This window comes from Comamonas sp. GCA5, from assembly GCF_036541385.1.
GTDB lineage: Bacteria > Pseudomonadota > Gammaproteobacteria > Burkholderiales > Burkholderiaceae_C > Comamonas > Comamonas aquatica.
Map to the genome: position 1 here is coordinate 18,597 of NZ_JAZHFR010000013.1, position 19,819 is coordinate 38,415.

The window sequence follows — 19,819 nt, forward strand, 5'->3', positions numbered from 1 at the left end:
AAGGACTGTGGCGTGGCCGCCGCACGACAGTGGCCAGCGGGTTAACCGCAACGCGTCTGGAGGGGCGGGCCCGCTACAGTCATTGATACGGATTTGAGCAACGCAAGTACAGCAAGTACAAGGAGATCAGCAATGAGTCAGAAAGTCGCGTATGTCACCGGAGGGATGGGCGGCATTGGCACTGCCATTTGCCAGCGTCTGCATGACGATGGTTTCAAAGTGATTGCGGGCTGCGGCCCCACCCGCGACTTCCAGAAGTGGCTGGACGAGCAAAAGGCCCTGGGCTACACCTTCTACGCCTCCGTCGGCAACGTCGGAGACTGGGCTTCCACCGTCGAGGCCTTCGGCCAGGCCAAGCAGGAGCATGGCAGCATCGATGTGCTGGTGAACAACGCCGGCATCACGCGGGACCGCATGTTCCTGAAGATGACCCCGGACGACTGGCAGGCCGTGATCGAGACCAACCTGAACTCCATGTTCAACGTGACCAAGCAGGTCGTGGGCGACATGGTGGAAAAGGGCTGGGGCCGGGTGATCAACATCAGCTCGGTCAACGGCGCCAAGGGCCAGGCCGGACAGACCAACTACTCGGCGGCCAAGGCGGGCATGCATGGCTTCACCATGGCCCTGGCGCAGGAGCTGGCCAGCAAGGGCGTCACGGTGAACACCGTCAGCCCAGGCTACATTGGCACCGACATGGTCAAGGCGATCCGCCAGGATGTGCTGGACAAGATTGTGGGCACCATCCCCGTCAAGCGCTTGGGCGAGCCCCGGGAAATTGCATCCATCGTCTCGTGGCTGGCCTCGGAAGATGGCAGCTACTCGACCGGTGCCGATTTCTCGGTCAACGGTGGTCTGCACATGCACTGAGCGCTTCTGGTGCCCAGCAAAAAGCCCGCGCAATGCGGGCTTTTTTCATGGAGAACAGGAAACTTGTGAAGTGCCTGCCAAGTCACCGGCGGCGCCGGTTGGCACGGGCCGCAGCCTTACAGGCGGGCAGGGGCGCGCTTGCGGTCGCGTTCGTCTTCGGGCCAGGCAGACAGAATTTGGGGTTGTGTCATCGTTTCACTCCTTTGTACCTGTTCAACGTGTTGCGGGGCGTTCGGGTTGACGATGGGGACGCAAGCGTTTGCATGAAGCGTCCCTGTTTGTAACAAGCCTGGGCCCAAAACAAAGCCCGCTGGCAGAGCGGGCTGTGGGAGCAGGCGGCGTGGGGCCGCCTGCAGCAAGGGGCTTCAACCGCGCAGGGGAGCGCGCTTGCGGTCACGTTCGTCTTCGGGCCAGATCGAGGCAATGGTGTTCATGGTGGTGTCCTTTAGAGATTCAACGCTGTCAAATTTCTGCGGTTGACAGCAACAATCATTTTTTGAATGGGATGGCCGGTACCTGGTGCAGGAGTGGCCGCAACGCCATCAGAGGCGAGCCGGGCTGCGCTTGCGGTCGCGTTCGTCTTCGGGCCAGACAGACAGGATGGTGGTTGCGGTCATGGGGGATGTACTCCTTATGTATGACCAACAACGTGGGGTGAATCGCCCGCGTTGACACGTTGACGTAAAAAAATGTGGGGTGTTCGGCCGCCTGTTTGTGCGATGGGTTTGCGGCGCGTTCAGGGGGCCGCAGCGCGTGCGGATTGCCTAGAATCGAAGGCTTTGCTGTCTGAAGACGGGTGGGTGCGATGTCCTGGAATCTCTGGTTGCTGTATGTCTCTTTGGCGGGGGCGCTGATCGTGTCGCCCGGGCCGTCGGCCCTGCTGTGTGTCTCACACGGCGTGAGCCACGGTGTGCGCCGCACCCTGGGTACGGTGCTGGGGGGGATTACCGCCTCGATGACGCTGATGCTGCTGTCGGCCCTGGGTCTGGGAGCGGTGATTGCGGCTTCCGATACCCTGTTCCACGCCATCAAGTGGGCCGGCGCCGCCTACCTGGTCTATCTGGGCATCAGCACCTGGCGCAGCCGGCCCCAAGCCGTCCCCGCACCGCCAGCGGCGCAGTCTGCCGAGGTGGCCGTGCCCGCCACCTCCTTGCCCTCGGCCACCTGGGGCCAGCTGTACCGCAAGGGCTTCATGGTGGGGATTGGTAACCCCAAGGACTTGCTGTTCTTCAGCGCCCTGTTTCCGCAATTCATGAACCCGGCCGAGCCGGTGGCCGGGCAGCTGGCCATCCTGGCGGTGACCTGGATGGTGCTGGATGGCAGCATCATGTCTGCCTATGCCGTCGGCGGCGCCAAGGTGGCGGCCCGCCTGGGCCGCAGTGGCCCCGGGCGCTGGTTCCACCGCGTGACGGGTGGTGCCTTCATCGCGGCGGGCGGACTGCTGGCGGCCACCAACCGTTAAGACCTGCGTACTGGTGGTACCGCGCAGCATGCGTGGGCTGCCTGGGTGGAAGCCTGGATAAAAATATAGCTGCTGGCGCTTGTTCTGCCTTGTTTTCAAAGTGGAAATCTTCTGAAAGCAAGTCAGGGTGCGCGCAAGCAGCTATTTTTTTTCGTTCTGCACTGTGTGCATCCAGGGCCGGGGCCGCAGGCACACGGGGCTACCGGGTTTAGCCGGCCAGGCCGGCTTCCTGCGTCAGCTGCTCGATCTGTTCGCTCAGCTCCAGCCAGCGCTCTTCCAGCGTATCCAGGGCGTCGCCCACGGTTTTCAGGCGCTTGCCGGCTTCGGCGATGTCGGCCGGCGCAAGCGGCGTGGCCAGCTTGTCCTCCAGCGCGGCCTTTTCGGCCGACAGGGTGGCCATTTGCTTGTCGACCTGCTCCAGCTCTTTCTTCAAGGGTTTGGTTTTCTCGCCCAGCTGCTGGCGGGCCACCGCAGCCAGTTTGCGTGCCTCGCGCTGGTCGACCGGCGGGGCTGTGCTGGCGTCGCTGGCGCTGCCGGTGGGCGCGGCGGTGGCCTGTTCGGCCAGCTTGGCTTCCTCGCGCAGGCGCTTGGACTCGTCCAGCAGGTAGCGCTGGTAGTCGTCCAGATCGCCGTCGAACGGGCCGACCACGCCGCGGCCCACCATCCAGAAGTCCTCGCACACGGCGCGCAGCAGGTGGCGGTCGTGCGAGACCAGCATGACGGTGCCATCGAAGTCGTTGATGGCCATGGCCAGCGCCTCGCGCGTGGCCAGGTCCAGGTGGTTGGTGGGTTCGTCCAGCAGCAGCAGGTTGGGGCGCTGCCAGACGATCATGGCCAGCACCAGGCGGGCTTTTTCGCCGCCGCTCATGCTGCCCACGGTCTGCTTGACCATGTCGCCGGTGAAGTTGAAGGTGCCCAGCCAGTTGCGCAGGTCCTGCTCGCGGCTGGCGGCGGGGGCGTCGGCGCCCAGGTCCTTGGTCAGGCGCGTCATGTGCTGCAGCGGGTCTTCGTCCGGGCGCAGCACGTCCAGCTCCTGCTGGGCGAAGTAGCCGATGTTCAGGCCCTTGCCTTCGGTGATCTTGCCGCCCAGGGCCTGCATGGTGCGTGCGATGGTCTTGACCAGGGTGGACTTGCCCTGGCCGTTGGCGCCCAGGATGCCGATGCGCTGGCCCGCCAGCACCGAGCGGTTTACGCCGCGCAGGATGGTGGTGACCTGGCCAGACCCGTCCGTGTAGCCAAAGCTGGCATCGGTAATCGCCAGCATGGGGTTGGGCAGGCTGGCCGGGGCTTTGAATTCAAAGGTGAATTCCGCATCGGCCAGTACCGGCGCCACTTTTTCCATGCGCTCGATCATCTTCACGCGGCTTTGGGCCTGCTTGGCCTTGGTGGCCTGGGCCTTGAAGCGGTCGATGAACTTCTGCAGGTGGGCGATCTTGTCCTGCTGCTTCTCGAACGCCGACTGCTGCAGCTCCAGCTGCTGGGCACGCAGCTCTTCGTACTTGCTGTAGTTGCCGCCGTAGCGCGTGATCTGGCCGCTGGCCAGCTCCAGGGTGACGGTGGTCACCGCGTCCAGGAACTCCCGGTCGTGCGAGATGACGATCATGGTGCCGGGATAGCGTTTGAGCCAGGCTTCCAGCCAGACCAGGGCGTCCAGGTCCAAGTGGTTGGTGGGTTCGTCCAGCAGCAGCAGGTCGGACGGGCACATCAGCGCGCGCGCCAGCTGCAGGCGCATGCGCCAGCCGCCGGAGAAGCTGTTGACGGGCTGGTTCAGCTCGCCGGTCTTGAAACCCAGGCCCAGGATCAGCGCCTGGGCGCGCGCCGTGGCGTCGTGGGCGCCGGCGTCCTGCAGGTCGGCATGGGCCTGGGCGATGGCCATGCCGTCGCCCGCCTGTTCGGCGGCCTGCAGGCGCGCCTGCACTTCCATCAGGCGGGTGTCGCCGTCCAGCACGAACTGGGTGGCGGAGTCCTCCGTCTCGGGCATGTGCTGGGCCACCTGGCCCATGCGCCACTGCGTCGGGATGAAGAAGTCGCCGCCGTCTTCGTGCAGCGTTCCGTTGAGCAGGGCAAACAGCGAGGATTTGCCGGCACCGTTGCGGCCGACCAGACCCACGTGTTCACCGGGGTTGATGGTGGCGTTGACGCTGTCGAGCACCACTTTGGTGCCGCGGCGCAGGGTGACGTTTTTCAGGGTAATCATCTGCAGCGAGAAAAAAGCGCACCCGCAGACGGGGTCCATCGTGCGGGTGTTGAGAAAATAGATAGCGCTTGGCGCAGTCCGGATAAGCGCTAGAGGCCAAAAAGGCTTGAAACTTCAAGCCCGGTGGCACGGCACTTATTGTGCCGTGCGCTGGGCCTGGGCGACGAGTTCCTGGCGGGTGACCAGCAGCACGGCGTCTTCGCCCACGCTGGTGTCCAGCCAGTAGACCAGCAGCTCGGGGAAGGCGGCCTCGAAGAAGGGTCGCTCGTTGCCGATCTCCAGCACCAGCACGGCGTCGTCGGTCATGCAGGCGGGCGCATCGGCCAACAACTGTCGGATGAAGTCCATGCCGTCCGTGCCGCCGGCCAAGGCCAGCTCGGGCTCGGCCAGGTATTCGGCGGGCAGCTTGGCCATGCTGTCGGCGTTGACGTAGGGCGGGTTGCACAGGATCAGGTCCCAAGGGCCGGGCACCTGGCGCAGGCCATCGGTCTCGACCAGGGTCACGCGCTCCTGCAGGCCGTGCTTGTCGACGTTGATGCGGGCCACGGCCAGGGCGTCGGTGCTGATGTCGGCTCCGGTCACCGCCACCTCGGGCCAGGCCATGGCGGCCAGGCAGGCCAGCGAGCCATTGCCGGTGCACAGGTCCAGCACCTGGCGGGTCTTGTCCGAGAGGAAATGGTCGATGCTGCCGTCGGCCAGCAGCTCGGCAATGAAGCTGCGCGGTACGATGGCGCGCTCGTCCACGTAGAAGGGCACGCCCATCAGCCAGGCCTCGCGCGTCAGGTAGGCGGCGGGTTTGCGGCTGGCGATGCGTTCTTTGAAAAGTGTAGCTACCAGCGCTTGCTGCTCGGGTGTGACGGGCTGATTTTCCACCGAATCTTCGTCGTCGCCCAACGGGACGTCAATCGGCAGCCCCAGCTGCCACAGCACCAGCCAGATAGCTTCTTCCTCGGCGTTCGCCGTGCCGTGGCCAAAGCCCACGCCGGCCTGGGTCAGGCATTGCGCGCCGGTGTCGATCAGGGCGCCGACGGTGGCGCCGTGGGGCAGGGTGTACGCGTGGCTCATGCGGCGGCCCCTTGCACGGCGGCGGCGGACTGCAGCTGCGCATGCAGGTTTTCCAGCACGCGGCGGTAGATGTTCTTCAGCGGTTCCACATCGGTCACGACGATGTGCTCGTCGATCTTGTGGATGGTGGCGTTGGGCGGGCCCAGCTCGATCACCTGGGGGCAGACCTTGGCGATGAAGCGGCCGTCGCTGGTGCCACCGCTGGTGGACAGCTCGGTCTCCAGCCCGGTTTCGGCGCGGATGGCCTGCTGCGTGGCGTGGACCAGATCGCCGGGCGTGGTCAGGAAGGGCTCGCCCGACAGGCTCCAGGTCAGGTCGTACTCCAGCGCGTGGCGGTCCAGCACGGACTTGACGCGCTGCTTCAGGCTTTCGGCCGTGTTCTCGGTGCTGTAGCGGAAGTTGAAGTCGATCACGACCTCACCGGGGATCACGTTGGACGCGCCCGTGCCGCCATGCATGTTGCTGATCTGCCAGCTGGTGGCGGGGAAGAAGGCGTTGCCCTGGTCCCATTCGATGCTGGCCAGCTCTGCCAGCGCCGGCAGGGCCTGGTGGATGGGGTTGCGCGCCAGTTGCGGGTAGGCGATGTGGCCCTGGATGCCTTCCACGGTCAGGCGACCGCTGAGCGAGCCGCGGCGGCCGTTCTTGATCATGTCGCCGGTCTGCTGCACGGCCGTGGGCTCGCCCACGATGCACCAGTCCATGGGCTCGCCGCGCGCGTGCAGGGCCTGGCAGACGATCTTGGTGCCGTCATGGCCGGGGCCTTCCTCGTCGCTGGTCAGCAGGAAGGCGATGTCCAGGGGCGTGTCGGTCTGCTGGGCCAGGAATTCCTCGACGGCCACGACAAAGGCGGCGATGGAGGTCTTCATGTCGCTGGCACCGCGGCCGAACAGCTTGCCGTCGCGGTAGGAAGGGGTGAACGGCGGGCTGCCCCACTGCTCCACCGGGCCGGTGGGCACCACGTCGGTATGGCCAGCGAAGATCAGCGTCTTGGCCGCGGGGTGGCCGCTGCGGCGCACGGCCCAGAGGTTGTGCACGCGGAAGCTGTCGGGGCCGCCGTCCATGCGCTCGCACGCAAAGCCCAGGGGGGCCAGGCGCTCGGCCAGCATTTCCAGGCAGCCGGCATCTTCGGGGGTGATGGAGGGGCGGCTGATCAGTTGCTCAGCCAGTTGCAGGGTGCGTGACATGAGAGAAATCCAAAATGGGCTGCACCTTGCGGGCAACCTGGCCCCCAGTCTGCACGGGGGCTTATGTTTTAAGACCGGTGTTCAGCAACAAGTCGCCAAACTCGGGCAGGGCCGGGACGTTCTGCTCCACCGCAGGGGCCAGCGCTTCCAGGGGACTGCTGGCCGGAGCGGCTTTTTGGGGCGCATTTTGCAGGCGCCACATCAAGTTGGTGGGCGAGTCGGCATTGGCCAAGCCTTCACTGCGGTCAATTGTGCCACTGGTGATGAGGCGCGCCAGGTCTTCTTCGAAGGTTTGCGAACCTTCGGCCATGGACTGCTCCATGTTGTCGCGCACGCCGGAAAAGTCGCCCTTTTCGATCAGCTCGGACACCAGCTTGGTGTTGAGCAGCACTTCCACGGCCGGTACGCGCTTGCCCGCCGGCGTGCGCAGCAGGCGCTGGGTGACCACGGCCTTGAGCGACGAGGACAGGTCGCCCAGCATGGTGGCGCGCACCTCCACGGGGTAGAAGCTCAGGATGCGGTTCAGGGCGTGGTAGCTGTTGTTACCGTGCAGCGTGGCCAGCACCAGGTGGCCCGATTGCGCGTAGGCGATCGCGGCGGACATGGTTTCGCGGTCGCGGATCTCGCCGATCAGGATCACATCCGGCGCCTGGCGCAGCGCGTTTTTCAGTGCCACCTGCAGCGACTGGGTGTCAGAACCCACTTCGCGCTGGTTGACGATAGAGCGCTTGTTGCGGAACTGGAATTCGATCGGGTCCTCGATGGTCAGGATGTGGCCCGAGCGCTGCTCGTTGCGGCTGTCGATCATGGCCGCCAGGGTGGTGCTCTTGCCGGAGCCGGTGGCACCGACCACCAGCAGCAGGCCGCGTTTTTCCAGAATCAGCTGGTTCAGGATGGGCGGCAGCTTGAGTTCTTCCAGCTTGGGGATCTGCTGGGCGATGAAGCGCACCACGACGGCCACCGAACCCCGCTGGCGCATGGCGCTGACGCGAAAGCGGCCCACGCCCTTGAGGGGGACGGCCATGTTGAGCTCGCCCGTGTCCTGCAGCACCTCCATGTCGTGCGGAGATACCACTTCGGCCAGCAGGGCGCGCGGCGCGTCCGGCGGCAGGAGCTGGTTATTGATGGGCACGCAGACCCCGTCGATCTTGATGAGCGCGGGGGAATTGGCGGACAGGTAAACGTCCGAGGCGTGCTTTTCCGCCATCAGGCGCAGGATGCGTTCCATCATGCTCATGCCGAAATCTCTGATTAAAAAACTGGGGGCTTTGTTGCAGGCCTGTAGTCTGCAGCAAAACCCCCAGCTTGCGATTTAGAGCTTGTCTAAATGCTTGATGCGCATCAATCGCGCAACAGGTCGTTCAGGCTGGTGGTAGAGCGGGTCTTGGCGTCCACGGTCTTCACGATGATGGCGGCGTACATGGAGTAGTCCTTGCCGTCCTTGGTCTTCTTGGGCAGGTTGCCCGAGACCACCACGGAGCCAGCGGGCACGCGGCCGTAAGTGATTTCACCGGTTTCGCGGTTGAAGATGGGGGTGGACTGGCCGATGTACACGCCCATGGAGATCACGGAGTTCTCTTCCACGATCACGCCTTCGACCACCTCGGAGCGTGCGCCGATGAAGCAGTTGTCTTCAATGATGGTGGGGTTGGCCTGCAGGGGTTCCAGCACGCCGCCCAGGCCTACGCCGCCCGACAGGTGGACGTTCTTGCCCACTTGGGCGCAGGAGCCGACGGTGGCCCAGGTGTCGACCATGGTGCCGGAGTCCACGTAGGCGCCGATGTTCACGTAGGAAGGCATCAGGATGGCGCCCTTGGCGATGAAGGAGCCGCGGCGCGCCACGGCAGGCGGCACCACGCGCACGCCGGTGGCGGCGATGTCGGCTTCGCTCAGGCCTTCGTACTTGGTGGGCACCTTGTCGAAGAAGTTCAGGGCGCCGGCGGACATCAGCTTGTTGTCGTTCAGGCGGAAGGACAGCAGCACGGCCTTCTTCAGCCACTGGTGCACGGTCCACTGGCCCACGCCTTCACGGCTGGCCACGCGCAGCGTGCCGTTGTCCAGTTGCTGCAGGGCGAATTCGACGGCTTCTACGACTTCCTTGGGGGCAGAGGCTGCGGACAGCTCGGCGCGGTTGTCCCAAGCGGTTTCGATGATCTGTTGGAGTTGCTGTGTCATAGGAGCAAATTACTTCAAATGTTTTTGGATGAAATCGGCGATGCGCTGAGCGGCTTCCACGCATTCGGAGGTTTCTGCCACCAGGGCCAGGCGCACACGCTGGGCCCCCGGGTTGTGGCCACGCGCATCGCGGGCCAGGTAGCTGCCGGGCAGGACAGTAACATGGTTTTGCGCGTACAAGGCCTGTGCAAACTCGGTGTCCGTCATGCCCAAAGCATCGGGGATGCGGGGCCAGAGGTAAAAACCGGCATCCGGCAGGCGCACGTCCATCACGGGCTCCAGAATCGGCATGACGGCGGCGAACTTGTCGCGGTAGAGCTGGCGGTTGTGCTCCACATGGGCCTCGTCCGACCAGGCGGCGATGCTGGCGTGCTGGATCGGCAGGCCCATGGCGCCACCGTGGTAGGTGCGGTACAGCAGGAAGGATTTGAGCAGCTTGGCGTCGCCGGCCACAAAGCCGCTGCGCAGACCGGGCACATTGCTGCGCTTGGACAGGCTGGTGAAGGCCACCAGGTTGCGGTAGTCGCTGCGGCCCAGTTCCACGGCGGCTTCCAGGCCGCCCAGGGGCGCTTCTGCGCGGAAATAGATTTCGCTGTAGCACTCGTCCGAGGCAATCACGAAGCCGTGGCGGTCCGACAGCGCGAACAGCTTTTCCCATTCCGACAAGGGCATGACCGCGCCCGTCGGGTTGCCGGGCGAGCAGACGTAGATCAACTGGGTCCGGGTCCAGACCTCGTCCGGCACGCTGTCCCAGTCCACGGCGAAGTTGCGCGCGGGATCGCTGGGCACGAAGTAGGGCTGCGCGCCGGCCAGCAGCGTGGCGCCTTCGTAGATTTGGTAGAAGGGATTGGGGCACAGCACCGTGGCGCCGGACTGCGTGGGGTCGATGATGGTCTGGGCGAAAGAAAACAGGGCTTCGCGCGAGCCGTTGACGGGCAGGATCTGTGTGGCAGCGTCCACTGCGATGCCATAGCGGCGCTGCATCCAGTCGCTGCAGGCCTGGCGCAGGCGCAGGTCGCCGGCGGTGGCAGGGTAGTTGGCCAGACCCGCCAGGTTGTCGCACAGGCTGGTCTTGATGAATTCCGGCGTGTCGTGCCGTGGCTCGCCAATCCCCAGGCTGATGGGGCGCAGATCGGCGGGTGGCGTCACCCCCGCAAAAAGTTGGCGCAGCCGCTCGAAGGGATAGGGCTGAAGGTGTTGGAGCAGGGGATTCATGGTCCAAATATTATGGGGTCAGAATGTCGCCCGCTTTGTGCTTGATGCGTGATGCCGGGGGTCTGCAGACCGCAGGCATCCTGGGTGGGGCGGCGAAAAACGAACAAGGCTAGCTGGGAAAACCCCCAAGGCTGGCGCCGCTTCCCGGAGTTACAACCCTTTGTAACGAATTTCATCGTGTGCGAACGCGGGGAGGGGGAGCATGCACAAGCCAATGCGTTGGGTGCTCAGGCACTGCAAGCTGGGCGGAAAGCTGGCGCTGATCGGTGTCAGCGGCGGGTTGGCCATGCTGGCCGCATGGCTGGCTGCGGGCCAGGGCTGGGCGCCAGGGCTGCAGGTGGGCCTGCCGGCGGCGGCGGGCCTGTGGTTCTTGTATGTGCTGTACAGCGTCTACAGCAGCTTGGCGCATGAGGTGGCGCGGCTGCTGACGGCCATGGAGCACGCAGCCCAGGGCAATCTGGCCCACCGCATCACGGCCCACGGGGCCGATGAGCTGGCGCAGATGGCCCGCCTGCTGGACAGCATGGTGGTGGCCCTGTCCAGCATGGTGGCTGAAATCCGCAGCAACGCGGCCTTGGTCACGCAGGCGGGGCACACGCTCACCCAGGACAACCAGGCCTTGGCGGCGCGCACCGAACTGCAGGCCTCGAACGTGGCGCAGACCGTGGTCAGCGTGGAACAGGTCACGGCCGTGGTGCAAAACAATGCCGAGACGGCCGTGGCCGCCGACCGCTACACGGCCCAGGTGCGCCAGGCGGTGGAGCAGGGCAGCGGCGTGATGGAGCAGGCCGTGCAGTCGGTCGAGGCGATTGAGCGCAGCGCCGGGCGCATGTCCGAGATCATCGCCGTGATTGACGGGATTGCCTTCCAGACCAACATCCTGGCGCTGAATGCCGCCGTCGAGGCGGCGCGTGCGGGTGAGCAGGGGCGAGGCTTTGCCGTGGTGGCCTCCGAGGTGCGCAGCCTGGCGCAGCGCTCCGCCGAGGCCTCCAAGGAGATCCGCCTGCTGATCGAGGATTCGGTGCGGCAGGTGGCCAGCAGCACGCAACTGATCCGCCAGGCGGGCCAGGGCATGCACCAGGTGGCGCAGGGCGTGCGCAGCGTGGCCGGGCATGTGGAGGCGATCTCGGAGTCCGGCAACAGCCAGGGCACGGGCCTGCAGCAGATCCACCAGGCGGTGCACCAGATCGACCAGGTCACCCAGGAGAACGCGCTGATGGTGCGCCATGTGGTGCAGGAGGCGCAGGCGCTGGAGCAGCGCGCGGCCACGCTGTCGGAGGCGGTGGAGCGTTTTCGGCTGCAGCAGGGCACGGCGGTCGAGGCCGTGGCCCTGGTGGAGCGGGCGGTGGCGCTGCGCCGCATGGGCATGGCGCAGCAGCAGTACTGGCAAGCGCTGACGGACCCGCAGCAACCCTTTCACGACCGCGACATGTATGTCTTTGTGCTGGATGCCGGCGGGCAGTACCTGGCGTTCGGTGGCAACCCGGGCAAGCGCGGTACCCGGGTGCAGGATGTCAAGGGGGTGGATGGCGATGCCCTGCTGCGCGCCATCATTGCGCAGGCCGAGCAGGGTCCGGGCTGGGTTGAGTACGACTTCACCAACCCGGTGTCGGGCAAGGTGCAGGCCAAGATGTCCTATGTCTGCAAGCAGGACGGCGTATACCTGGGCTGCGGCGTCTACAAGAGCTTTGCCGGCTGAGTGCCCTTGATGGCCCTTGATGCCCTTGGCGTAGCCCTGGTGGCAGGGGCGCACGGGCTGTGGGCATGCCGCTGTTGCAGGCAGCGGGTGTGGCACGGCACACGGGCACTTTTCATGCCGGGTGTGCAGGCATGCTGCACAGGGCATCAAAATGGCCTGCAGCGCTGATTAAACCAGCGCCTGTAGCTATCAATACAGGAACTTCGGTAATCGGTGCGGTCTGACGGGCTCAGTGACCGCGCAGGCCGCGGGCTTTGGCCAGGGCGGCGGCAACCGCCGCTTTCTTGTCGGGCACCACCTCGGGCACGGGGGCCGTGGCCTGGGCATTGGCGTTGATGCTGTCCGTCAGCCCCTGGGCCTGCAGCCGCTGCTGGCGCGCGTGGTAGCGCTGCTTGGCGTGCTGCGCCTGTGCCGGCGTCCAGGCCTCCCAGCCGGTGCGCGCGCCGCTGACGACCTCCAGCTCGATACAGTCCACCGGGCAGACGGGGATGCACAGCTCGCAGCCGGTGCAGTGCGCCGGCATCACCGTGTGCATTTGCTTGTTGGCGCCCAGGATGGCGTCGGTGGGACAGGCTTTCAGGCACAGGGTGCAGCCAATGCACCAGTCTTCGTCAATACGCGCCAGCGTCAGCGGTCCTTCGATGCCGAACTGCGGGTTCAGCGGCTGCGCGGGCTGGCCGGTCAGGGCCGCCAGCCGCGCAATGCCTTCCGTGCCCCCGGGTGGGCATTGGTTGATGGGCGCGCCTTCCTCGGCAATCGCCTGGGCATAGCGGGCGCAGTCGGGGTAGCCGCAACGGGTGCATTGCGTCTGCGGCAGGGCGGCATCAATGGAAAAAGCCAGTCCGGTGAGGACTGGCTTGGGCTGAATTTCAGGCATGCAGTCTAGCGGGTGCCGCGCCGGCGCACCCTGGACGCGGGGGCCGGCTTGGCGGTGGTCGGTGTCCTGGGGGCAGAGTGTGGCGCAACTTGGGAGGCGGCGTCTTCGGCGTGCACCAATTCCCCGTCATTGACCGGTGCGCTGTCGGCGGCCGGGGCGGGTTGGTGGGCGTAGATGAAGCCCCGTACCTTGGGATAGACCATGTCGCGCCAGCGGCGGCCGCTGAAGATGCCGTAGTGGCCGGCCCCCATGACGTCGTAGTGCAGGCGCATGGTGGCAGGAATGTTGGCGCACAGCTCCTGCGCGGCGCGGGTCTGGCCGGAGCCGGAGATGTCGTCCAGCTCGCCTTCGATGGTGAACAGCGCGGTGCTGGTGATGTCCTGGGGCTTCACGCGCTCCAGCGTGCCGTCCGGCGCGCGCACGTCCCAGCTGCCGTTGACCAGCTTGAAGTCCTGGAACACGGTCTGGATGGTTTCCAGGTAGTAATCGGCGTCCATGTCCAGCACGGCGTTGTACTCGTCGTAGAACTTGCGGTGCTGCTCGACGCTGGCGTCATCGCCCTTGACCAGGTTCTTGAAGTAGTCGTAATGGCTGTTGGCGTGGCGGTCGGGGTTCATGGCCACAAAGCCGGAGTACTGCAAGAAGCCAGGGTAGACGCGGCGGCCGGCGCCCGGGTAGTTGTCCGGCACGCGGTAGATGACATTGTTCTCGAACCACTCGAAGCTGCGCTGCACAGCCAGGTTGTTGACGGCCGTGGGGGTGCGGCGCGCATCAATCGGGCCGCCCATCATGGTCATGGTCAACGGCGTGGTCTCGCCGCGGCTGGCCATCAGCGACACGGCGGCCAGCACCGGCACCGTGGGCTGGCAGACGCTGATGACATGGCAGTTGCCGTACTGCTGTTGCAGGTAGCGGATGAATTCCTGCACGTAGTTGATGTAGTCGTCCAGGTGGAATTCACCGTCTTCCAGGGGCACCAGGCGGGCATTTTTCCAGTCAGTGATGAAGACCTTGTGGTCGCTCAGCAGGCTTTTGACCGTGTCGCGCAGCAAGGTGGCGTAGTGGCCCGACAGCGGGGCGACGACCAGTACCGGGGGCTGGGTGAGCAGGGTGTCCAGCGTCTCGGGATCGTCCGAGAAACGCTTGAAGCGGCGCAGCTCGCAAAACGGCTTGTCGATCTCGACACGCTCCAGAATGGTGACCTTGACGCCATGCACGGGCACGGACTGGATGCCAAATTCGGGTTTTTCATAGCCCTTGCCCAAGCGGTAGAACAGGTCAAAACCGGCCGAGATGCGTTGGGCGAAGGGCCACTGCGCCATGGGCAGCAGCGGATTGGTGTACAGCTTGGAGGTGGCTTGCGCAAAGTCGGCAAAGGGTGCCAGCAGGGCGCGTTGGGTTTCGTAGAGCTGGTAGAGCATGGCGTGCATACCTGGTTATGTTGCAGTGCAATATAACAGCATGCGGCGCTGGCGCGGAATGGCACTATCCAGGGGAGGGCGTCGCGCAGGCGACAAGCGTGCGCCAGCGCGTCCGCGTGCTGCAAGAATTGAAATAGGTGGTATCCCCGGCGGCCTTGCGCAAGCCCTGGACGGCGAAAGGGCCTTGCAGGAAAGCATAGCGCTCAGCGTTTGTGGAATCCTGGTTTGAAAGGATAAATCATTCAAAATCAAGCTGCGCAAGCGCCAGTAGCTATGTTTTTTGATTGTCATCCAGCCACAGCCACAGGTCTGCTGGTCTGCTGGTCTGCTGGTCTGCAGCCTAACTCCAATGCTGCGCTGGCACCTGCAGAAACCTGCGGACTGCAGCCCGTGGCGATGGGGGCCCAGGGCTGTGGTCACGGCGCCGGCATGCTGCAGGTTCGGCCCGGGAGTAGGTGAGGTTGGGCCTAGATTTATGGCGCGGGATGGCAGAACGGCACATCCCTCCAGCCCACCAGTGCAAGGCTTGTAGATATGGGGGGCAGTGGAGCAGCCAGATGCCTGCTATGCAGGCTGGCATGCTCGTCGCATAACAGTTCCTGCATGGCAGCCCCCTCGCGCGAGGGGCTTAGTCGGGCTGGGAACCGTCCGGCCGGGTGTTGGCAATCGCCGAGACTTCGCGGGCCGGCAGGTGCTTGAGGCGGTGGTCGCTCCACACCTGGCGCCAGCGGCGTGCGCCCGGTAGGCCGTGGCGCAGACCCAGCATGTGGCGGGCAATCGCGTACCAGTGGGTGTCGTGCTCGCGCGCTTCGCGTTCCATATAGGCGACCATGGCCTGCTCGATGTCCAGGTGGGTCAACGTGGACGCCGGCGCACCGAAGTACAGCTCATCCCAGCGGGCCATCCACCAGGGGTTGTGGTAGGCCTCGCGGCCCACCATCACGCCATCGACCTGCTGCAGCTGCTCCTGCACCACCGCGTCGGTCTTGATGCCACCGTTGATGGCAATCGTCAGGTGCGGGAACTCGCGCTTGAGCTGGGCCACGATCTCGTAGCGCAGCGGTGGAATGTCGCGGTTTTCCTTGGGCGACAGGCCCTGCAGCCAGGCGTTGCGGGCATGGACGATGAAGACCTCGCAGCCGGCCTCGGCCACGGTGCCGACAAAGTCGCGCACAAAGTCATAGCTCTCGATCTTGTCGATGCCGATGCGGTGCTTGACGGTGACGGGAATGTCCACCACATCGCGCATGGCCTTGACGCCCTCGGCCACCAGACTGGCCTCGTTCATCAGACAGGCACCAAAGGCACCGCGCTGCACCCGCTCGCTGGGGCAGCCGCAATTGAGGTTGATCTCGTCATAGCCCCAGTCCTGGCCAATCTTGGCGGCCTTGGCCAGATCACCCGGTTCGCTGCCGCCCAGCTGCAGGGCCACGGGGTGTTCCTCGGCGTTGAAGCGCAGGTGGCGCGGCACATCCCCGTGCAGCAAGGCACCGGTGGTGATCATCTCGGTGTAGAGCAGGGTGTGGCGGCTCAGCAGGCGGTGCAGGTAGCGGCAGTGCCGGTCCGTCCAGTCGAGCATCGGGGCCACGGACATGCGCCAGGGGCTGAACGTGGCAGGCGAGGTAGGGGGCGAAGTATTCATTCAAACAATGCAGGCACGGTGCCTGCCAGCGTGCAGGCCAATCCGGGGCGCTATTGTGCCCAGCCTGTGCAATCGCTTCAGGCGCAAGGCTTTGCGCAGCCGGCTCAGGGGTTCATTCCCCAGCGGGTCTTGAAGTCGAATTCCAGCTTCTCGCACTGCCCTTCGGTGAATTGCGCCGGCGTGCCTTCCTTTGGACCCTTTTCGCGTTCCTTCCAGCACAGGCGGATGGTTTCGCGCTCCACCCATTGCGTTTCCTTGTCGGGCGAGGCGTTGAACAACAGCTGGCTGATCAGCATGAGGATGGCAAACATCGCCACCGGCAGGCCGATGATCCAGCGAACCAGTTTGGGTTTGGGAGTGGCTTGGTCGGTCATGGCAAAACCAATGGGTGAGTGACAAAAGACAAGGCCTGCATGAAAGCAGGCCTTGGCGGGAGTTGATCAGTGTCAAGGAGCGGTGGAGGCTTCCAGCAACGCGGGCTGTGCATCCGCCACATCCACGCGACGGGCGCCATTGAAGCGCTTGGCCCAGTAGCTGTCGTTCATGCTTTCCACGCGCACGCTCTTGCCCTTGCGGGGGGAGTGGATGAACTTGCCTTCGCCCACGTAGATGCCCACATGGCTGAAGGTGCGGCGCATGGTGTTGAAGAACACCAGGTCGCCGGGACGCAGTTCTTTCTTGTCGATCTTCTGGGTGGCCTTGGCCTGCTCGTCGGCACGGCGTGGCAGCAGATGGCCGACGGTATCTTGGTAGATGGCACGCACGAAACCGCTGCAATCAAAGCCGGTTTCAGCGCTGGTACCGCCAAAGCGGTAGGGGATGCCGATCATGCCCATGGCCGTGTTGATCAGGCTGGACGTGTTGCTGGCCACGGAATGGCCCATGCTCTGCAGGTTCGCGCCGAGGCCGCGCTCATGCACGATGTCTGCCAGACGTTCCTGGGTCAACGGTTCGCTGTTGGTGGGAGCGGCTTGCACGCTTCCACAGCCGAGGGCGATAAACAATAGCCATTTGCAAGTCATGGGCACGGAGGTTATCACGCTTGTCTGACGTTGTGGGCGGAAATTGGCGCACAAAGTGCATCTAATTGCCGATTTGTACGGGTTGGTTATGCCGTAATTGATATATGACAGAGTTTCCGGGCACGCATTTTGTGTGCCCGCTTGCAGGCTTCACTGCGACAATGTGGCTTTGAAGAACCTCTGAAGGAAGAATTACATGCTGCTGGACGCCGATGACTCGCAACTGGTGTTGATCGACTACCAAGAAAAGCTGATGCCCGCGATTTTTGAAGGACCGCAGGTCCTGGCCAATGCGGTCAAGCTGGCCAAGCTGGCGAACCTGATGCAGGTGCCCGTGTGGGGCACAGAGCAAAACCCTTCCCGCCTGGGCCCGAACGCGTCCGAGTTGCGCGCACTGTGCGACCAGACCTTGTCCAAGATGAGTTTCAGCGCGGCCGAGGATGGCCTGATCGATCTGCTGCGCCCGCCCGTGCGCAAGCAGCAGGGTGGTAATGCGCGCAGCCTGCCCAAGCACCTGCAAAAGCCAGCGGCACCGGCAGAGCCCGAGCGTCCTTCCATCATCATTGCCGGCTGTGAGGCCCATGTCTGCCTGCTGCAGACCGCCTTGCAATTGCTGGAAGAGGAGATGGAAGTGTGGGTGGTGACTGATGCCTGCAGTTCACGCAGTGAGCGCAACCGTGATGCGGCGTTCGACCGTCTGGCTGGCGCTGGGGCCGAGCTGGTCACGACCGAGATGGTAGCTTTCGAATGGATCCGCAGCTGCGAGCACCCTGCCTTCAAGCAGATGCTGGAACTGGTCAAGTAAGTCACGGAGATTCGAGCCTGCGCTGATCGTGAGGTCAGCGTTTTTTTATTTAGCTCTTGAATGCAGCTTACATTAAAATGTCCGGCGGCATCTTCACATACTTGGGACGTTGGTTGAGTGTTGCGCTCATTCCAACGATCGCTGAAATGGCTTAAAAAAGTGAGCTGCTATCGCAGCAAGAACAATAGCTTCAGTGCTAAGGAGTATTGAAGTCCTTGCACAACCAAGGCAGCCTGCTCACTTTTCAATGAACACTAGGTTCTTGGTGCGTGACCATGACCGCAGATGCCCCTGCAGTCACAACACCCACAGCCCACACGCTGCAGTGAATGCTCAGCGAGCGGACGACGTTGCCGTCGCCTCTGCCGTCTGTAGGGCAGGGCTCAGCAACTGGTTGATGGCGTGCACGTCCTGCATGTCCAAGTTGCCGGCGGCCTGGCGCAGCTGCAGGTGTCCCAGCAGCAGGTTATAGCGCGCCTGCGCCAGATCCTTTTGGGATTGGTACAGCTGGCTTTGCGCATTCAACACATCGATGTTGATGCGCACCCCCACCTCGTAGCCCAGCTTATTGGCTTCCAGGGCGCTCTGGCTGGAGGCCACGGCCGCCTCCAGGGCCTGGACCTGGCCGGTGGCCGATTGCACGCCAAAGTAGGCGGTGCGCACGGCCTGGGCCACCTGGCGGCGGGCATCTTCCAGGTCGGCACGTGCTTTCTCTTCCAGTGACAGGGTTTCCTTGACCCGGTTCTGCACCGCAAACCCGGCGAACAGAGGGATGTTCATCACCACGCCCACCGTCCCGACGGTGGCGTTGTTGGGGTAGCGCATGGCAGCAGTGCCATCGGGGTTGCGTTGTGTGCCATAGCTGGCCTGAAGGTCCACCGTGGGTTTGTGACCGGCCTGCGCCTTGTCGGTTTCCAGCTGGGCCACGTCCAGCGCGATCTGCGCCTGGCGCACCAGGGGGCTGCGGTCGGCCGCCAGTGCAAGCCAACTGGCCAGATCGGCTGGTGCCAGGGTGGGCAGGCGCACGGGCTGTGCCAAGGGCCAGGGGGTTGCGCCCGCGACGCCGACCAATTGTTCGAGGGCCGCCTGGCTGACGCGCAGCTGATTGTCGGCGGCGATTTCCTGGGCGCGGACCAGATCGAAGCGGGCCTGGGCTTCGCGCGAATCGGTCACCGTGGCCGTGCCGATTTCGAAATTGCGCTGGGCAAAGGCCAGTTGCTCGGACACGGCCCGCTTCTGGGCCTGCACCAACTGCAAAGTGTCCTGCGCGGTCAGCACCTGAAAATAGGCCTGGGCGGCCCGCACCAGCAGGTTCTGTGCGGCGGCATCGACCTGGGCATAGGCCAGGTCGACACTGCGCTGGCCCTGGCGGTACGTGACCAGGTTGGCTGGGTTGTACAGCGGTTGTTGCGCCTGCAGGCTGGCCGAATCCTGGCGGGCATCCAGGGGGGGGATGGGGCGGTCGCTGCGCACCCGTGTTTCGCTGTACTGGCTGCCGGCCTGGATGCCAATACGGGGCAGCAGGCCGGCCTGGGCCTGCGCGCCCTTGCTGATGGTGGCGTCAAGCTGGGCCCGGGCGCTTTGCCAGGCCGCGTCATAAGTCTGTGCCTGTTCGGTCAGCTGCACCAGGCTTTGGGCCTGGGCCAGTGACAGCCATCCACTGGCCAGAACGGCTGCTGCCACGCAGCGCAGGGCAGGGCGAAAGGAGACGACAGACAGCCCGGAGGAAGACACCATGGATACCCTTTTCAAGACCGCACCGGCAGCGCAGGCTGCCGGCCACTGCACCAAACGCTGGATGGCGCCTCAGTACTGAGGCACGCTGGGGTCGCGTTCCACCGCCCAGGCGGCAATGCCGCCGGTGATGTTGGCCACCGATTCAAAGCCTTCGCGGGCCAGATAGGCCGCCACGCTCATGCTGCGTGCGCCGTGGTGGCACAGGCAGGCGATGGGGCGGTCCGGGTCCAGCTCGTTCAGGCGTGATGTGATTTCGCCCATGGGGATGCACAACAGCTCGAACTGGTCGCTGGGGGCCACGCTGGCCACCTGGCACTCCCACTTTTCACGCACATCCAAGACCACGGGCTTGGCGGCATCGCCGTTGAATTGGCCCAGCCATGCATCCAGCAGGGCGGGGCGCACTTGGTAAAACATGCAGCAGTCTCCGGCGGTGCTCGCGCGATGC

At 64.6% G+C, this 19,819-nt stretch carries 17 protein-coding genes; 4 read left to right on the top strand and 13 right to left on the bottom strand.

Annotated features, from left to right (window positions below; genetic code table 11):
• The first annotated feature begins 132 nt into the window (after positions 1–132).
• Together phbB and SJH88_RS05180 are read left to right on the top strand one after the other, a co-directional pair.
• The gene (gene phbB, locus SJH88_RS05175; protein WP_042418188.1) at positions 133–870 is read left to right on the top strand and encodes an acetoacetyl-CoA reductase; all 738 of its coding nucleotides are present in this window, start codon (positions 133–135) and stop codon (positions 868–870) included.
• A gap of 805 nt (positions 871–1,675) precedes the next feature.
• Complete coding sequence (locus SJH88_RS05180) at positions 1,676–2,332, top strand: LysE family translocator (RefSeq protein WP_045266766.1); 657 nt, start codon at positions 1,676–1,678, stop codon at positions 2,330–2,332.
• 208 nt (positions 2,333–2,540) lie between these two features.
• Here the strand turns inward: SJH88_RS05180 and SJH88_RS05185 are convergent, their stop codons facing one another.
• The 6 genes from SJH88_RS05185 to dapC all read right to left on the bottom strand — a co-directional run bounded on the left by SJH88_RS05185 (position 2,541) and on the right by dapC (position 10,168).
• The gene (locus SJH88_RS05185) at positions 2,541–4,529 is read right to left on the bottom strand and encodes an ABC-F family ATP-binding cassette domain-containing protein (protein ID WP_274753792.1); all 1,989 of its coding nucleotides are present in this window, start codon (positions 4,527–4,529) and stop codon (positions 2,541–2,543) included.
• 135 nt (positions 4,530–4,664) lie between these two features.
• Positions 4,665–5,594 carry a 50S ribosomal protein L3 N(5)-glutamine methyltransferase gene (gene prmB, locus SJH88_RS05190; protein ID WP_274753793.1) on the bottom strand — a complete coding sequence of 310 codons (930 nt, stop codon included), beginning with the start codon at positions 5,592–5,594 and terminating at the stop codon, positions 4,665–4,667.
• Complete coding sequence (gene dapE / locus SJH88_RS05195; RefSeq protein WP_274753794.1) at positions 5,591–6,778, bottom strand: succinyl-diaminopimelate desuccinylase; 1,188 nt, start codon at positions 6,776–6,778, stop codon at positions 5,591–5,593. The genes prmB and dapE overlap by 4 nt, the downstream gene beginning before the upstream one ends.
• A 61-nt stretch (positions 6,779–6,839) precedes the next feature.
• Positions 6,840–8,015, bottom strand: a complete 1,176-nt coding sequence (locus SJH88_RS05200; protein WP_042418175.1) for a PilT/PilU family type 4a pilus ATPase — start codon at positions 8,013–8,015, stop codon at positions 6,840–6,842.
• 104 nt (positions 8,016–8,119) lie between these two features.
• On the bottom strand, positions 8,120–8,953 hold the full coding sequence (gene dapD, locus SJH88_RS05205; protein WP_045266770.1) for a 2,3,4,5-tetrahydropyridine-2,6-dicarboxylate N-succinyltransferase: 834 nt from the start codon (positions 8,951–8,953) through the stop codon (positions 8,120–8,122).
• Positions 8,954–8,962: 9 nt separating this feature from the next.
• The gene (dapC, locus tag SJH88_RS05210) at positions 8,963–10,168 is read right to left on the bottom strand and encodes a succinyldiaminopimelate transaminase (protein WP_274753795.1); all 1,206 of its coding nucleotides are present in this window, start codon (positions 10,166–10,168) and stop codon (positions 8,963–8,965) included.
• Positions 10,169–10,370: 202 nt separating this feature from the next.
• Between dapC and SJH88_RS05215 the strand changes: the two genes are divergently transcribed.
• Positions 10,371–11,867 (top strand): methyl-accepting chemotaxis protein, encoded by a 1,497-nt coding sequence (locus tag SJH88_RS05215; protein WP_274753796.1) that lies wholly within the window; start codon positions 10,371–10,373, stop codon positions 11,865–11,867.
• Between the two features lie 229 nt (positions 11,868–12,096).
• Here SJH88_RS05215 and SJH88_RS05220 read toward each other — a convergent pair whose 3' ends face one another.
• The 5 genes from SJH88_RS05220 to SJH88_RS05240 all read right to left on the bottom strand — a co-directional run bounded on the left by SJH88_RS05220 (position 12,097) and on the right by SJH88_RS05240 (position 16,829).
• Positions 12,097–12,744 carry an RnfABCDGE type electron transport complex subunit B gene (locus SJH88_RS05220; protein ID WP_274753797.1) on the bottom strand — a complete coding sequence of 216 codons (648 nt, stop codon included), beginning with the start codon at positions 12,742–12,744 and terminating at the stop codon, positions 12,097–12,099.
• 5 nt (positions 12,745–12,749) lie between these two features.
• The gene (locus tag SJH88_RS05225; RefSeq protein WP_274753798.1) at positions 12,750–14,165 is read right to left on the bottom strand and encodes a polyhydroxyalkanoate depolymerase; all 1,416 of its coding nucleotides are present in this window, start codon (positions 14,163–14,165) and stop codon (positions 12,750–12,752) included.
• 628 nt (positions 14,166–14,793) lie between these two features.
• Positions 14,794–15,807 carry a tRNA dihydrouridine(20/20a) synthase DusA gene (gene dusA / locus SJH88_RS05230; RefSeq protein ID WP_274753799.1) on the bottom strand — a complete coding sequence of 338 codons (1,014 nt, stop codon included), beginning with the start codon at positions 15,805–15,807 and terminating at the stop codon, positions 14,794–14,796.
• A gap of 104 nt (positions 15,808–15,911) precedes the next feature.
• A complete protein-coding gene (locus tag SJH88_RS05235; RefSeq protein WP_154162835.1) occupies positions 15,912–16,181 on the bottom strand; it encodes a hypothetical protein in 270 nt (89 codons plus the stop codon).
• Between the two features lie 72 nt (positions 16,182–16,253).
• Positions 16,254–16,829 carry a C40 family peptidase gene (locus SJH88_RS05240; RefSeq protein WP_081889008.1) on the bottom strand — a complete coding sequence of 192 codons (576 nt, stop codon included), beginning with the start codon at positions 16,827–16,829 and terminating at the stop codon, positions 16,254–16,256.
• A gap of 196 nt (positions 16,830–17,025) precedes the next feature.
• Here SJH88_RS05240 and SJH88_RS05245 point away from each other — a divergent pair, with 196 nt between their 5' ends.
• Positions 17,026–17,634 carry an isochorismatase family protein gene (locus SJH88_RS05245; protein ID WP_045266775.1) on the top strand — a complete coding sequence of 203 codons (609 nt, stop codon included), beginning with the start codon at positions 17,026–17,028 and terminating at the stop codon, positions 17,632–17,634.
• 333 nt (positions 17,635–17,967) lie between these two features.
• Here SJH88_RS05245 and SJH88_RS05250 read toward each other — a convergent pair whose 3' ends face one another.
• On the bottom strand, positions 17,968–19,371 hold the full coding sequence (locus SJH88_RS05250) for a TolC family outer membrane protein (protein WP_274753800.1): 1,404 nt from the start codon (positions 19,369–19,371) through the stop codon (positions 17,968–17,970).
• A gap of 69 nt (positions 19,372–19,440) precedes the next feature.
• Positions 19,441–19,788: a rhodanese-like domain-containing protein gene (locus SJH88_RS05255; RefSeq protein ID WP_042419755.1), complete on the bottom strand. Its 348-nt coding sequence runs from the start codon at positions 19,786–19,788 to the stop codon at positions 19,441–19,443.
• Between the last annotated feature and the right edge of the window lie 31 nt (positions 19,789–19,819).